The organism is Pseudomonas sp. NPDC087358 (genome assembly GCF_044900785.1).
In the GTDB taxonomy this organism is placed as follows: domain Bacteria; phylum Pseudomonadota; class Gammaproteobacteria; order Pseudomonadales; family Pseudomonadaceae; genus Aquipseudomonas.
In genome coordinates this window covers 678,010-692,107 of the sequence record NZ_JBJDOA010000001.1, presented here as the reverse complement: position 1 = coordinate 692,107, position 14,098 = coordinate 678,010, and the positions used below count along the sequence as shown (strand labels likewise).

The 14,098-nt window shown below is 60.8% G+C and carries 14 protein-coding genes; 8 read left to right on the top strand and 6 right to left on the bottom strand.

The genetic code is table 11. From position 1 onward, the window contains the following. Positions 1–110 precede the first annotated feature (110 nt). On the bottom strand, positions 111–632 hold the full coding sequence (gene yjgA / locus ACI2KS_RS03105; RefSeq protein ID WP_404617061.1) for a ribosome biogenesis factor YjgA: 522 nt from the start codon (positions 630–632) through the stop codon (positions 111–113). 107 nt (positions 633–739) lie between these two features. Here yjgA and pmbA point away from each other — a divergent pair, with 107 nt between their 5' ends. The 5 genes from pmbA to ACI2KS_RS03080 all read left to right on the top strand — a co-directional run bounded on the left by pmbA (position 740) and on the right by ACI2KS_RS03080 (position 4,781). Continuing rightward, positions 740–2,086 carry a metalloprotease PmbA gene (gene pmbA / locus ACI2KS_RS03100; RefSeq protein WP_404617059.1) on the top strand — a complete coding sequence of 449 codons (1,347 nt, stop codon included), beginning with the start codon at positions 740–742 and terminating at the stop codon, positions 2,084–2,086. A 245-nt stretch (positions 2,087–2,331) separates the two neighbouring features. Beyond that, positions 2,332–2,727, top strand: a complete 396-nt coding sequence (locus ACI2KS_RS03095) for a FagA protein (protein WP_404617057.1) — start codon at positions 2,332–2,334, stop codon at positions 2,725–2,727. A 64-nt stretch (positions 2,728–2,791) separates the two neighbouring features. Beyond that, positions 2,792–3,253 (top strand): hypothetical protein, encoded by a 462-nt coding sequence (locus ACI2KS_RS03090; protein WP_404617055.1) that lies wholly within the window; start codon positions 2,792–2,794, stop codon positions 3,251–3,253. 1 nt (position 3,254) lies between these two features. Continuing rightward, complete coding sequence (locus ACI2KS_RS03085; RefSeq protein ID WP_404617053.1) at positions 3,255–3,866, top strand: superoxide dismutase; 612 nt, start codon at positions 3,255–3,257, stop codon at positions 3,864–3,866. A gap of 27 nt (positions 3,867–3,893) precedes the next feature. Next, the gene (locus tag ACI2KS_RS03080; RefSeq protein WP_404617051.1) at positions 3,894–4,781 is read left to right on the top strand and encodes a ZIP family metal transporter; all 888 of its coding nucleotides are present in this window, start codon (positions 3,894–3,896) and stop codon (positions 4,779–4,781) included. A gap of 90 nt (positions 4,782–4,871) precedes the next feature. On the opposite strand, the gene ACI2KS_RS03075 is transcribed toward ACI2KS_RS03080, so the two are convergent. Next, positions 4,872–5,312: a DUF1810 domain-containing protein gene (locus ACI2KS_RS03075; protein WP_404617049.1), complete on the bottom strand. Its 441-nt coding sequence runs from the start codon at positions 5,310–5,312 to the stop codon at positions 4,872–4,874. 154 nt (positions 5,313–5,466) lie between these two features. Between ACI2KS_RS03075 and ACI2KS_RS03070 the strand changes: the two genes are divergently transcribed. Further along, a complete protein-coding gene (locus tag ACI2KS_RS03070) occupies positions 5,467–5,805 on the top strand; it encodes a zinc ribbon domain-containing protein YjdM (protein WP_404617047.1) in 339 nt (112 codons plus the stop codon). Positions 5,806–6,139: 334 nt separating this feature from the next. On the opposite strand, the gene ACI2KS_RS03065 is transcribed toward ACI2KS_RS03070, so the two are convergent. From ACI2KS_RS03065 to ACI2KS_RS03050, 4 genes are read right to left on the bottom strand one after another with little or no spacing between them, the layout of a single operon-like run. Further along, on the bottom strand, positions 6,140–7,504 hold the full coding sequence (locus tag ACI2KS_RS03065) for a heavy metal sensor histidine kinase (RefSeq protein ID WP_404617045.1): 1,365 nt from the start codon (positions 7,502–7,504) through the stop codon (positions 6,140–6,142). Continuing rightward, positions 7,494–8,171 (bottom strand): heavy metal response regulator transcription factor, encoded by a 678-nt coding sequence (locus ACI2KS_RS03060; RefSeq protein ID WP_404617043.1) that lies wholly within the window; start codon positions 8,169–8,171, stop codon positions 7,494–7,496. The genes ACI2KS_RS03065 and ACI2KS_RS03060 overlap by 11 nt, the downstream gene beginning before the upstream one ends. A 10-nt stretch (positions 8,172–8,181) precedes the next feature. Beyond that, a complete protein-coding gene (locus ACI2KS_RS03055) occupies positions 8,182–11,319 on the bottom strand; it encodes a multidrug efflux RND transporter permease subunit (protein ID WP_404617041.1) in 3,138 nt (1,045 codons plus the stop codon). Beyond that, positions 11,316–12,488 (bottom strand): efflux RND transporter periplasmic adaptor subunit, encoded by a 1,173-nt coding sequence (locus tag ACI2KS_RS03050; RefSeq protein ID WP_404617039.1) that lies wholly within the window; start codon positions 12,486–12,488, stop codon positions 11,316–11,318. The genes ACI2KS_RS03055 and ACI2KS_RS03050 overlap by 4 nt, the downstream gene beginning before the upstream one ends. Positions 12,489–12,789: 301 nt before the next feature. Here ACI2KS_RS03050 and ACI2KS_RS03045 point away from each other — a divergent pair, with 301 nt between their 5' ends. Together ACI2KS_RS03045 and ACI2KS_RS03040 are read left to right on the top strand one after the other, a co-directional pair. After that, the gene (locus tag ACI2KS_RS03045) at positions 12,790–13,119 is read left to right on the top strand and encodes a hypothetical protein (protein WP_404617037.1); all 330 of its coding nucleotides are present in this window, start codon (positions 12,790–12,792) and stop codon (positions 13,117–13,119) included. A gap of 340 nt (positions 13,120–13,459) precedes the next feature. After that, the gene (locus tag ACI2KS_RS03040; protein ID WP_404617035.1) at positions 13,460–14,044 is read left to right on the top strand and encodes a fimbrial protein; all 585 of its coding nucleotides are present in this window, start codon (positions 13,460–13,462) and stop codon (positions 14,042–14,044) included. The last annotated feature ends 54 nt before the right edge of the window (positions 14,045–14,098 follow it).

The following is a 14,098-nucleotide window of genomic DNA, read 5'->3' as shown; positions in this document are numbered from 1 at the left end:
CACACCCTCCCCCTCCCCCCCTCCCTCGCCGGCCCCCCCCCCCTCCCCCCCCCCCCCCCCCCCCCGCCCGCCCCCCCCCCCCCGCCCCCCCCCCCCCCCCCACGACAGGTTCAACGCAGCCCGCGTTTGGTTTCGTCCAGTTCGCGGATGTACTTGAAGATTTTACGGGTCGAGGCAGGAGCCTTGTTCTGCGCGGTTTCGTGCTGGGCCTGACGGATCAGCGAACGCAGTTGCTGACGGTCGGCGTCCGGGTACTCGTTGACGAATTGCTCGAGCACATCGTCAGTACCGGTAACCAGGCGATCACGCCAGCGTTCCAGATTATGAAAGCGCTCGTTGTATTGGCGCGTGGAAGCATCGAGCTGATCGAGCAGGACCAGGATTTCGTCCAGGTTCTGATCGCGCATCAGCTTGCCGATGAACTGAATGTGGCGTTTGCGCGCGATATGCGCGGTGTGCTTGGGAGCATCGGCCAATGCCCGACGCAACTCGTCGGTCAGTGGCAGCTTGGCCAGCACATCGGGCTTGAATGTCGTCAAGCGTTCGCCCAGTTCAACCAGAGCGTGAAGCTCTCGTTTGACTTGGGTTTTGCTTTTTTCTCCGTCAAAGGAGTCGTCGTAAGAATCAACCATGGGGGCCGTCCGCAAATAAACGCCGCCATGATAACCAGTCAGGGGCCAATTGTCCGGCCCGGTGGGCACTTGGTCAGTGCCCGAATCCGAATTTGATGGAGAAAGTCATGAGTGCATCAGAAAGCGTCGGCCCGCAGGCCTTGCCGGCACTGCAACAACAGGTCGAGCAAATCGTCGCCGAAGCCAAGCGTCAGGGTGCCAGCGCATGTGAAGTCGCCGTTTCTCTGGAACAGGGCCTGTCCACTTCGGTTCGTCAGCGCGAAGTTGAAACCGTCGAATTCAATCGTGACCAGGGCTTCGGCATCACCCTGTATGTCGGCCAGCGCAAGGGTTCGGCCAGCACCTCGGCCAGTGGCCCGGAGGCAATCCGCGAAACCGTTGCCGCTGCCCTGGCGATCGCCAAACACACCTCCGAAGACCAAAGCTCGGGCTTGGCCGATGCCGCCTTGATGGCCAAGGATGTGCGGGATTTTGATCTGTTCCACCCGTGGGACATCACACCTGAGCAGGCCATCGAGCGCGCGCTGATCTGTGAAGCGGCCGCCTTCGATGCCGACCCCCGGATCAAGAACGCCGATGGCACCACGCTCAATGTGCATCAAGGCTGCCGCGTGTACGGCAACAGCCACGGCTTTATCGGCGGTTACGCCTCGACCCGGCACAGCCTGAGCTGCGTGATGATCGCCGAGAAAGACGGCCAGATGCAGCGCGACTATTGGTATGACGTCAATCGCCAGGGCGAGTTGTTGATGGACGCAAGGCTCATCGGCCAGAAAGCCGCCGAGCGCGCTGCGAGCCGCCTGGGCGCGCGGCCAGTGCCAACCTGCGAGGTGCCGGTGCTGTTCGCCGCTGAGCTGGCGGGCGGTCTGTTCGGCAGCTTCCTTGGCGCAATTTCCGGCGGCAACCTGTACCGCAAGTCGTCTTTCCTGGAAGGCGCGATGGGCCAACGCCTGTTCCCCGAGTGGATGACCATCGACGAACGTCCGCATCTGATCGGTGCGATGGGCAGCTCGGCATTCGACGGTGACGGCCTGGCCACGTACGCCAAGCCGTTTGTGGAGAACGGCGATCTGGTGTCGTACATCCTCAGCACTTATTCGGGACGCAAACTGGGCCTGCCGAGTACGGCGAACGCCGGAGGCGTGCATAACCTGTTCGTCTCTCACGGCACCGAAGACCAGGCGGCGCTGATCCGCCGTATGGGACGCGGCCTGCTGGTCACTGAGCTGATGGGCAGCGGCCTGAACATGGTCACCGGCGATTATTCCCGTGGCGCGGCGGGTTTCTGGATCGAGAATGGCGAAATCCAGTTCCCGGTGCAGGAAGTCACCATTGCCGGCAACATGCGCGACATGTTCAAGCAGATCGTCGCCGTTGGCAGCGATCTTGAGCTGCGCAGCAACATCCGCACCGGTTCCGTTTTGATCGAAAAAATGACGGTGGCGGGGAGCTGATTTCGCCCGCTTCGCAGCGTTTTCCAAGGCCTGCCATGTGCAGGCCTTTTTTATGCCCACCAGAACACCCGAAGCCAGATCCACTGCAGGCATAAGCTTGCTCGCGATAGCGGTGCATCAGGTGCTGAGTGAGTCGCAGACATACCGCTATCAGGGATCCGGACTGATCGGCCAAAACGCCGGGGGTTGTTTTGATTCTTAAACTCATTTAATAATGAATATCATTCGCTAAATGAGCCCGGGTCATGGGTACTGTCCTGCATGAGTCGCCCTACATGGAAAACTGGCGCGCGCTGAGTCTGCGGATCCGCTGTGCGCTGGATTCCGACGAGCCACGGGTCATCGACCACTACCTGGCCGAGGGCCGGTATCTGGCGCGTTTCACCGCCACACCGCAGGCGCTGATCGCCGAAAGCACTTTCCGCCTGCTGATCGACACCGCCCGCGACACCGCGCTGCCCTGGCACTGGCGGTCCCTGTGTCTGGATCAGGCCTGGCGCCCTTTGCGCGACCTGCAAGCCCTGGCGCATTCCCCTTGCCAGCATCAACGCTGGCAGGTTTTCGCCCGTCAACTGGCGACCTGCGTGCTGCTGCCCTCGATTTCACCCGCTGAACTGATGCAAGGGTGTTTCGATGAGTAGTGCATGGCGGCGGCATCTGACCGCAGTTGTTTTCGCTCACGCTGTTGATTGAGGAGAGTCGCCCATGGAGCACTGGAAAAGCACCATTGTGAAAGGCAATAGCTGTTTCAACCGTGGTGATCTGATCGAGGCCCGGGAGCTCTATCTGCAGGCACTGGCGCTGGCGCAGGTGCTGCTTGAGCGCTGGAGCGATGCCGATGAGGCGGTGGCGGCGTTGGTGATTTCCCATCACAACCTCGCCGATCTGCACCTGAGCCTGCATCAACCGGAGGAGAGCGCCGAGTACCTGTGCTCGGCCCACCAGCGGTTGTTGCAGATGATCCAGAACCCGAGTCTGACCCCTACGCTGCGCCAGGCTGCGTTGCGCCATAGCAACAAGACCTACAGCGAACTGCTGGGTTTTATCAGTGAACACGGTGAATACCCGCGTACCCACCGCCTGCTCGACAGCAGCGGCGAACACTCACGCTCGGCACCTGAGCATAACGCTGCAGCCGCCGGCACTTTGTCCTTTGGAGTCCATTGATATGCCGTATACCTTGCCTGCCTTGCCATACGCCTACGATGCCCTGGAACCGCACATCGATGCGCAAACCATGGAAATCCACTACACCAAGCACCACCAGACCTACATCAACAACCTCAATGCCGCCGTCGAGGGTACCGAATACGCCGAGTGGCCAATCGAAAAGCTGGTCGCCAGTGTCGGTCAGTTGCCGGAGAAACTGCGCCCTGCGGTGATCAATCAGGGCGGCGGCCACGCCAACCACTCACTGTTCTGGGAGGTCATGAGTCCCAAGGGCGGCGGTCTGCCGACGGGTGCGCTGGCCAAGGCCATCGATGAGCAACTGGGCGGCATCGAAGCCTTCAAGGAAGCGTTCACCAAAGCTGCGCTGACCCGCTTCGGCAGTGGCTGGGCCTGGCTGAGTGTGACCCCGGAAAAGAAACTGATCGTCGAGAGCAGCGGCAATCAGGACAGCCCGCTGATGCACGGCAATACGCCACTTCTGGGCCTCGACGTCTGGGAACATGCGTACTACCTGCGTTATCAAAATCGTCGCCCGGAATACATCGCCGCGTTCTACAACGTCGTTAACTGGGCCGCCGTCGCCGAGCGTTATCAGGCCGCTCTCAGTTAATTTCATCTGTCAGCAATAAGGCGATCTATGCGCTCGGAATTTCTCACTATCAGCAGCGGACGGTTGTTTCGTCTGGCTCTGGGTTCGATCCTGCTACTGGTGGGTACGGGGTTACTGATCGTCCAGGGGCTCACCTGGTTGAGCCTTGAACCACGGATGTTACGGGCGCTGGAAGGCGGCGCGATCTGCGCCCTGGGCACCGCGTTGGGGGCGGTGCCCGTGCTGGTGATCCGAGGGATGCCGGTCGCGGTGTCTGACGCATTACTGGGGTTCGGCGCCGGCATCATGCTGGCGGCAACCGCCTTTTCCCTGATCGTGCCAGGTTTAAGCGCCGCTCAAGGCCTGGGCTTCACGCCGTGGGGCGCCGGGGCCTTGATCAGTTTCGGGATTCTGATGGGAGCCGTCGGGCTGTTCGTCGTGGACACGCTGGTCTCGCGAGGTCCGCATCTTTCGGACGTCGCGGGAAAACCGGCAATCGCGTCGAACATCTGGCTGTTCGTCATCGCCATCGTTGCTCACAACATTCCCGAAGGCATGGCGGTGGGCGTTTCGGCTGGCGGTGGGTTGGCGCATGCCGACAGTCTGGCCATGGGCATCGCCCTGCAAGATGTACCTGAAGGCCTGGTGATTGCGCTGGTACTGGCGGCGGCGGGCATGTCGCGGCTCAATGCTTTTCTGATCGGCGCCGCATCGGGTCTGGTGGAGCCGGTCTTTGCCGTGCTCTGCGCCTGGCTGGTGGAAATCGCCGCGCTGCTGCTGCCGCTCGGTCTGGCGTTGGCGGCAGGCGCGATGCTGTTGGTGGTGACCCACGAAATCATCCCCGAATCGCGGCGTAACGGACATGACAAAGTGGCCAGCTTCGGGCTGCTGGTTGGCTTCTGTCTGATGATGGTGATGGATACGGCGCTGGCATGAGTCAATCAGGTCAGCCAGATGGGTTTCTGTAGCAGCCCGGCTTGCCGGCGGTCGGGATCTCAATGAGTCCACCGCCGGCAAGCCGGACTGCTACAGGTGATCCGTTGCCTGGCTGATCATGGACAACGTCGTGCTATCCGGCTTGCCCTGGAAAAATCCGTCGAGCACTTCCTGGAACAAAGGGTTGTCGGGAGCAACGGCGGCGAACAGGGTCATGCTTGAGCGCAGCTTCATGTCATCCGGCGACCCCAGAATGTCCAGCGCGCTGCGATGGCGCCATTTCAACAGGGCGCGGCAGGAACGTTCTAGACGCGGACCCAGAGTCGGATGAGCCAGATAGGCAACCGCCTCATCCGGCCCGCCAATCCCGAAGCGCTGCGCCATCTCGCTGTGACCGAGGCCCTTGAGCTGAGGAAAGACGAACCACATCCAGTGGCTGCGTTTGCGGCCGTCTTCCAGCTCGGCCAGGGCGTTTTCGAAGACCGGTTCTTGCGCGGTGAGGAAGCGTTGCAAGTCATGGTGAGCGTTCATTGCTTGTCCCCTTTTAACGGGTGCGGTTGTAGGCAACGGATAAGGGTTATGACTTCCTGTGCCTGCAAGGTTCACCCCGGTTCAACGCCGTTCCCGCGCTTTCATAAAAACCCTTATAATCCTGCGCCTATTCCAGACTGATGCGAGATCCGCCGTGAGCTTACCGCCGTGCCCGAAATGCAATTGCGAATACACCTACAAAGACGGTTCCCAGTTCATCTGCCCGGAATGCGCCCACGAATGGTCCGCCGACGGCGCCGCTGAAGCGGGCGACGATGTGAAAGTCATCAAGGACGCTGTCGGCAATACCCTGCAGGATGGCGACACGGTGACCGTGATCAAAGACCTCAAGGTCAAGGGTTCGCCGCTGGTGGTCAAGGTCGGCACCAAGGTCAAGAACATTCGTCTGGTCGACGGCGATCACGACATCGACTGCAAGATCGACGGCATCGGCGCAATGAAGCTCAAGTCCGAATTCGTGAAGAAGGGTTGATCACTGCAGTCAGCGCTCAATGCATTACCTTGTGGAGCCAGCAGGCCGGCTCCCATGGCCTTCGGCCTGAATCAAAGACAGGCGGCGCAATAGATGTCGGTTGCCTCTGCTCGCAAGGCGATAGATGTCGATCGCTTCTGCCCGCAGGGCGTGGGAGCTTGGCTTGCCAACGATCTGGCGCGAAGCGTCAGCAAAACCTGCGAACGCTGGGCACCTGACCCACCGCGCCGTCTGATTCTACTGCCGATACCCGGCAGGTCGCGGGACAAAGCTGCGTGAGGAGCTTGTTTGTAGCCCTAGTGTCTTGCACATGACCTGTGCTGTTACCCCAACCTCAACACGGCAAATTGATCCCGAACGTATTCACCCCGTGTTCACTGCGGGCGAATACCGTGCCGCCGTGCATCAGGGCGATGGCCTTGACGATGGCCAGGCCCAGTCCGTGGTTGGCGCCGCTGTTGCTGCGTGAGGCATCGACCCGATAGAAGCGCTCGAACAATTTGGGCAGGTGCTCGCCGGAAATCGGTGCGCCGGGATTGGTGACGCCGATGCTGACGTGGTCGGCTTCTTCCTTGATATCGACATGGATGATCTGGCCGGGCGACGTGTGCTGGACAGCGTTGTGCAGCAGGTTGATCAGCGCGCGGCGCAGGTGGGCTTTCTCGATGGGCGCGCTGGCGTCGCCGCGCACCTGGACCTGGACCTGCGCGTCTTCCAGAATGAAATCCAGATAATCCAGGGTCGTTGCCACCTCTTCGGCCAGTGACGCCTGGGTCAGTTCGGTGGCTTTGCTGCCTTGGTCGGCGCTGGCCAGGAACAGCATGTCGTTGATGATCGAGCGCAACCGCTCCAGCTCCTCCAGGTTCGACTGCAGCACCTCGAAGTAATGCTCGGCCGAGCGTCCTCGCGTCAGCGCGACCTGGGTCTGGCCGATGAGATTGGTCAGCGGCGAACGCAGTTCGTGGGCGACGTCTGCATTGAATGACTCCAGTCGCGAGTAAGCCTGCTCAACCCGTTCCAGGGTCGAGTTGAACGAGGTCACGAACTGATCCAGTTCAGGCGGCAGCGAAGACAATCGCAGCCTTCCAGACAACCGCGGCGGCGCCAGCTTGCGCGCTTCCAGCGAAAGGTCGAGCAAGGGTTTGAGGCCGATGCGCGCGACCCAATAACCCAGCGCCGAGGCCAGCGCGATGCCTATCGCGGCCAGGCTGATCAGGGCGATCAACAGCGAATGCTGGGTCTGCCAGAAGGTCTCGGTGTCGATGGCGGTGAGAAAGCGCAGGGGAGGGCGCTGATCCTTGGCCGGGAACTGACTGACGCGGACTTTGAACGGGTAGTCGTGATCGCTCAGATTCAGGTCGCGCATACCCAGCGGGCCGTTGGCGAAGGCACGGATCTCGGCATCGGGATGGCCGAACTCATAGGTCGGATTGTCGCTGACGACCCAGAATCGCAGACGCTTGTCTTCCTCGCTGAGCAGCTTGAGCTTGGCGTTGATCTTGACCCAGTGCTCGGGCGTGCCGTAACGCTGCACCGCCGATTCGAGCACGCTGTACCGGGCATCCACTTCGGCCGCCGGCAGCAGGCCCAGCCCCTTGTCCACCTGCAGGTACAGGGCCCAGCCGATCAGCAGGAACACCAACAGCGCCACCAGCGCGAACATGCCGCTAAGACGCAGGGCGATCGAATTACTCGACACGCCGGCTCTCCAGCACATAGCCCATGCCGCGGATGGTATGCAGCAGTTTCTGCTCGAACGGGCCATCGAGCTTGGCGCGCAGGCGTTTGATCGCCACCTCGACCACGTTCGCATCGCTGTCGAAATTGATGTCCCAGACCATCTCGGCGATCGAGGTTTTGGAAAGGATCTCACCCTGGCGACGGGCCAACACACTGAGCAGCGAAAACTCCTTGGCCGTCAGGTCCAGACGGCCACCGGCGCGCGTGGCCTTGCGGCTGATCAGGTCGATCCACAAGTCAGCGATGCTGATCTGCACCGGCTCATGCCCGCCACTGCGGCGGGTCAGCGCTTGCAGGCGAGCCACCAGCTCCAGAAATGAAAACGGTTTGCCCAGGTAATCATCGGCCCCTTCACGCAGGCCGCGAATGCGATCATCGACGTTCTCACGCGCGGTGAGCATGATCACCGGCGTCTGTTTGCGTGCACGCAGGGCACGCAGCACACCATAGCCGTCAAGGCCGGGCAGCATGACGTCGAGGATGATCACCGCATATTCGCTTTCCAGCCCCATGTGCAAACCTTCGATGCCATCGCGGGCAACGTCGGTGGTGTAACCCTGCTCGGTCAGACCACGGTGCAGGTAATCGGCGGTCTTCTCTTCGTCTTCGATAATCAGGACACGCATCGGTCCACTCTCACTTTTCGGTGCTCATTTCTGTTGCCGGTACGACCGCAGGTTTTTTGCCGGGTGCAGGTGTAGCCGTCGGATGCCTGCGGTGGAAAATTCGTTCAAGCTGCAGGTAAATCACCGGCGTGGTGAACAGCGTCAGCGCCTGACTCACCAGCAGCCCGCCTACCACTGCAATGCCCAACGGCTGACGCAGTTCGGCCCCGACACCATAGCCGAGCATCAGCGGCAAGGCACCGAGCAATGCCGCCAGGGTGGTCATGATGATGGGTCTGAAGCGCGTCAGGCACGCCTCATAGATGGCTTCCTGCGGGGTCAGGCCGCGATGGCGCTGGCCTTCCAGGGCGAAGTCCACCAACAGGATGCCGTTCTTCTTGACGATGCCGATCAGCAGCACGATACCGATCAGGCCCATGATCGAGAAATCCTGGCCCATCAGCCACAGCAGCAACAGCGCGCCGATACCGGCCGAGGGCAGCGTGGAAATGATGGTCAGCGGGTGCACGAAGCTTTCATAGAGCACACCCAGAATGATGTACACCGCCACCAGCGCCGCAAGGATCAGCCATGGCTGGTTGGCCAGCGAGCTCTGGAAGGCCTGGGCTGCGCCCTGGAAGTTGCCGATGATCGCCGCCGGCATGCCGATCTCGTTCTTGGCCTGATCGAGCAGCAGTACCGCATCGCCCAGCGCCACTCCCGCCGACAGGTTGAACGACAGGTTGGCCGCCGGGAACATCCCGTCGTGGCTGATCGACAGCGGGCCCATTTTTGGCGCGCCGACCTTGGCCAGCGCTGACAGCGGCACCATCTCGTTGGTCAGCGGTGATCGCAGGTAGAAGTAGTTCAGGCTTTCGGCCTTGCCGCGTTGCTGGGGTTCGAGTTCCAGAATGACTTTGTACTGGTTGATGTCGGTCTGGTACTCGTTGATCTGGCGTTGCCCGAAGGCATCGTACAGTGCCTGATCGACGTCAGCGGTGGTCAGGCCGAACCGCGCGGCGGCGCTGCGATCGATGTCCAGATGGGTCACGCTGCCGCCCAGTTGCAGATCGTTGGACAGGTCGCGGAACGCCGCGATGGATTTCAGTTTCTCGGTGAGCTTTTGCGTCCACTCGTTGAGCAGTGCGCCGTTGTTGCTCTTGAGCACGTACTGATATTGCGCACGGCTCGGGCCGGAACTCAGGTTGATGTCTTGCCCTGCGCGCAGGTACAGGACGATGCCCGGAATCTTCGCAAGCTTGGGGCGGATGCGGTCGATGAACTGGCTGGCGGAAACGTCGCGATCGGCGCGGTCCTTGAGCGCGATCCAGACCCGGCCGTTGGCGATGGTCTGGTTGCTGCCGCTGACCCCCACCGAATGCGAGAAGGCCTTGACGGCAGGATCGGCGGCGATGATTTTCGCCAGCTGTTTATGCTTCTCGACCATGTCGGGGTAGGAGATATCCGCAGCCGCTTCACTGGTGCCCAGCACCATGCCGGTGTCCTGGACCGGGAAGAAGCCCTTGGGGATCAGCACATAGCCGGCCACGGCCAGGATCAGCGTCAAGCCGAAAATCCCCAGCATCATGCGCTGATGGGCCAAAGCAAAGCGCACGCCTCGGGCGTATTGCGCCAGCAGCTTTTCACCGAATCCGGGGTTGGCATGGGCGTCGTGTTTGGGCGCACGCATGAACAGCGCGGCCAGGGTTGGCGCCAGGGTCAGGGACACGATCACCGAGATCAGAATCGTCGAGGTCGCGGTCAGGGCGAACTCCTTGAACAGACGCCCGACCACGCCGCCCATGAACAGCAGCGGAATGAACGCCGCGATCAGCGAGAAGCTGATGGACACCACGGTGAAGCTGATCTCGCCCGCGCCCTTGATGGCGGCATCGCGCATGCTTTCACCGGCTTCCAGATGGCGGTGAATGTTCTCCACCACGACAATCGCATCGTCGACCACAAAGCCGACGGCCACCACGATCGCCACCAGCGTCAGGTTGTTGAGGCTGAACCCCAGCACGTACATCAGGGCGAAACTGGCCACCAGCGAGACACCCAGCACGGCCGTCACGATCAGGGTGGCCGAAAGCTGACGCAGGAACAGCGCCATGACCGCGATGACCAGCGCAATGGCGATCATCAGGGTCATTTCCACTTCATGCAGGGACGCGCGAATGGTCTTGGTGCGGTCGCTGAGGACCGAGACATCCACCGAGGCCGGGAGCATTTCCTGCAGGCGTGGCAGTTCGCCCAATACGCGATCGACGGTGTCGACGATGTTGGCGCCGGGCTGGCGGAACACCACGATGTTCACGCCCTGCTGCTCGCCGGACCACGCGTTGACGTAGGCGTTTTCCGAACCGTTGATGACTCGTGCGACATCGCGCAGATGAACAGGTGCGCCATCCTTGTAGGAAACAATCAGTTGCTCGTAGTCCCGGGCCTGGAACAACTGGTCGTTGGAGGCCAGGGTGGAAATGCTGTCCTTGCCGTACAACGCCCCCTTGGCCAGATTGAGGCTGGTCTGTTGCAGCGATTCGCGCAGGTCGGCCAGGGTCAGTCCAATGGACGCAAGTTTTTCCGGCGCCGCCTGCACGCGAATGGCCGGGCGTCGCTGGCCGGTGATGGCGACCTGGCCGACGCCGTTGATCTGGCTCAATTGACGCGCCAGAAGCGACTCGGTGATATCACTCAGTTCGGTTGCCGGCATCAGATCGGAGCTGATGCTCAGGATCAGTACCGGGCTGTCGGCGGGGTTGACCTTGCGCCAGGTCGGCGCGGTGGGCAGGTCGGCAGGCAGGCGGCCGGAGGCGGTGTTGATCGCGGCCTGCACTTCCTGGGCTGCGGTGTCGATGCTTTTGGTCAGGGTGAATTGCAGCGTCAGGTTAGTCGAGCCCAGGGCACTGCTGGAAGTCATCTGGGTCATGCCGGGAATTGCGCTGAACTGCACTTCCAGCGGTGTCGCCACCGATGACGCCATGGTTTCAGGGCTGGCGCCGGGCAGCGTCGCCGAGACTTGAATGGTCGGGAATTCGGCCTCTGGCAACGGCGCGACCGGCAGCCGAGGGAAGGCGATGCAGCCCAGCAGCACCAAGGCGAAGGTCAGCAGCACGGTGGCGATCGGATGATTCACGCACCATGCCGAGAGGGATCCATGGCCTTTCATTTGGCGGCCCCGGCCGGCGCCGTAGCGGTCTGTGCCAAGGTGTCGGCGGCATCGGCCTTGACCACTTCGATGCGCACGCCGTTCTTGAGCCGCGACTGACCGTCGCTGACCAGCACGTCGTTGACGTTGACGCCGCTGATCAGCATCAGGTCGCTGTCTTGATACAGCACTTTGACCGGTACCACTTCGACACTGTCACCCTTGACCCGATAGACAAAGTGCTGATCGATACCGCGCTGCACGACCTGCGGCGCAACCTTCAATGCATTGCGCTCCAGGGCCGTCTGAATGCGGATGGTGACCAGTTGGCCGGGCCATAGCTTTTCGGCGGCATTGTCGAACAGGGCCTTGGCCTTGATGGTGCCGGTGGTTGCCGCGACCTGATTGTCGATCAGCGTCAGCTTGCCTTCGCCCAGCAAGGCACCGGTGGCACCTTCTCCCAGATACGCATCGACCTTGGCCGCAGTGCTCGCCGCCAACAGCTCGTGCAGGGTCGGAAGCATTTGTTGCGGCAGGGAGAACACCACCGAGACCGGGTCGATCTGGGTCACCGAAAACAAACCGATTGCATCGCTGACGCGCAGGAAATTGCCCTCGTCGACATTGCGGATGCCGACGCGACCGGTCACTGGAGAGCGAATCTGAGTATAGGAAAGCTGTACTTGCGAGGCGTTGATGGAAGCCTGATTGCCCAGGGCCGTGGCCTTCAGCTGATTGACCAGCGCCTGCTGCTGATCGTACTGCTGCCTGGAGATGCTGTTGTCGACGGTCAGCAGCTTGTATCGCTTGAGGTCGACTTCTGCGACATCCAGCTGCGCCTGGCTCTGGCTCAACTGCGCCTTGGCCTGTTCCAGCGCTGCGCGAATGGAGCGGTCATCGATGGTAGCCAGCAAATCCCCTGTCTTGACCTGCTGTCCCTCCTTGACCATCAGCTTGGTCAGAATGCCATCGACCTGTGGGCGAATCACTACGCTTTGCGGTGACAACACCGAACCGATGCCGGTGACATAGCGCGGGACGTCCTCCTCTACCACCTTGATGACCTGAACCGGCACGGCGGTGGGTGCACTGATTTTCTTTTCAGTGGGACGGCTGAAGAACCAGCTACCGATGGCGATCAGCGCGACCAGTACGGCAATGGCTATCACAGAATTTTTCTTTTTGTGCATACAGGGATAACGCCAGCGAAAGTAAGAAAGGCAGATAATCGACAGCCTCCTTTATAACCCCTGCATCCGGTCAGCAAAATGACTGCTACCTGTCAATATTGTCAGCTTGATAAGAGCGGAAGATGAAGTTGAATAAAGAAAACACCGAACAGGGCGATAAATAAGGAAGGGGCACGATCTTCGATGAGTGGGTTCAAAACCTGGTAGCAATTGCTGCAGAGAACGCTCGTGGATACGGGGCGTCGACGGTCCCTGCCTCGACTTGACTGCGATCAGCGAGTCTTTACTCCGGAGTATGGCGATGAAATGCAAAAAGACAGTCTCGGTGTTTTTTTCGATCGCGTTTATCGGGGCCTGCGTTGTTCCGGGATCGGTTCCCCTGGTGATGGCCAACTCCCTGATGTTGCACGGCCAGCTGGTCAATGCCGGGTGCGATGCCAAGGTCTTGAGCGCTCCAGCTCAGCACCACGAACTCAAGTCGTTGAAAGTCAGCACCACCCTTAGCCTGAGCCTGGCCAGTCATGATGACGCCTGCGAAGGCGCAGCCTTGCCGGTGTCCACGGCGTATGCCGAGCGGGCCTCGATCATCGTCGGTGCACACAATGGCATCGTGACGCTGACCTATCAGTAGCAGCGTCGGCAGCACCCCCTTTTTTCAGAAGCGATGAGCCGCCCTTGCCGATTCCGGCGAGGGCGGCTTTTTCATTGGCGTTTAATCCTGGCTGAAGATCATTGCTTACAAATGGGTGGCAAAGGTTCGGCCAAGCTTTTTTTCGCTCATTCATCGCAATGCCATGTTTTTCCTACGCTTAACAACTGCTCCGACATTTCCTACAGAAAGTTCTGGCAAGCCAAACTGTCATTTCTGCAAGTTCCAGGTAGATAGCCTGACATCCGCCGGGCAGCGGTGCGCTTATGATTCGCTCCGTCCAGTTGGGCACACGCGAATTGACACAAGGAATGTCGCTAACATGAAAATGATTTCTCTTACTCTGGCTCTCGTGGCCGCAATGAGTCTCAGCGTGGCGGGTGCCGCCACCGCAGCGAACAACGGCAGGCTGGTCTTTAACGGCACCTTGACCAACATCACCTGCGACATCGGTGCCGGGGCGGGCGCAAGCCCTGGCGCCAACCCGGGTGAAATAAACGTCGACATGGGCAATGTATCGTTCTCGGATATCGGCACCTTCGCCCAAAGCAAGCTGGAAACCGCATCGCCAATCCAGTTGCTGGTCACCTGCACCGGCGGCGCGGCGCAGTACAACACGGTGAGCATGCGTTTCATCGCTCGTCAGGGCAGCGGCCTGGATAATCTTGACCAGCAGCTGTTGCGTACCACCGGCGCCGCCGACGGTGTGGGCATCGGCTTGCTCAATGCCTCCAACGTGCTGATGGACCTGAGCGGCAGCGAAACCATCGATACCCCGCTGATCAAGGATGCGGCTGACGGTGCCACGGCTGAAATCAACTTTGGCGCGGTGTATGTACTCAACGGTGCAGCCACCAATCCTGGTAACGCCGACGGCTTCCTGCCCTTCGTGATGGACTATCTGTGATGCAACAGGCAGGGCAGGCGCTGCCTGCCCTGCCAGCCTCTGAACTGAAGACGA